Origin of the sequence: Vibrio sp. 10N.222.49.A3 (assembly GCF_041475145.1) — a bacterium.
GTDB lineage: Bacteria > Pseudomonadota > Gammaproteobacteria > Enterobacterales > Vibrionaceae > Vibrio > Vibrio tasmaniensis_A.
In genome coordinates, this window is sequence record NZ_JBFRVM010000198.1 from 1 (window position 1) to 629 (window position 629).

Genomic DNA, 629 nt, shown 5'->3' on the forward strand with positions numbered 1-629 from the left:
TGGTCTTTTTCCTTGAGGTAATAGTTATCGCCCGCGTTTTTTTCTAAAGAGACGTCAGGTAGGTCTTTGGGGTTTTCTTCGCTGAGATAATATTTGGCAGCGCCAGAAGCGGATTTTAATGGGCTAATAGAAAGCATGAGTATTTTCCTTATGCAACGCAAATTGCCGCTAGCAGCAAAACTGAGCGGTGAGTGGAGGTTAAGGGGGAAGTGGAATTAAAAGAGGTGTGGTTACAAAATGATCCCAACACAAGCAAAGGAATTGCTAGCGGTTAACGTTCGTTCTTCGTGAATGATGACGCCATTTTCATCAATGTGAATGGATGTAATGCCCGCTTTAAATCGGTCTAACGCTACAATTTCTTCCTTGGTTAAATGCTTGCCATGAGTCAGGCATTCTAGATGGTTAAAGCTGTATTCATCGGCGGCCATCGCTAGTTTCGAAGAATCAGAATGCTTCATGCACTCATTGCCATACAGCCAATCTTGAGCACACTCTATATTTGGCTCTAACTGGTAAGTCATATGGTGGGTGACGCTTGCAAAAGAATGGGACTGGCTTGTCCATTTGTAGCTCACTTGAAAACAATCAACCTCATCGGGAATGACGGCATACCAACCTCGACTTTT

Annotated in this window: 1 pseudogene; it reads right to left on the bottom strand. The window is 43.6% G+C overall.

Annotation, left to right across the window (positions count from 1 at the left end):
- Positions 1-230 precede the first annotated feature (230 nt).
- Positions 231-629: pseudogene (locus tag AB4589_RS22900) on the bottom strand (hypothetical protein); the annotation flags it as partial.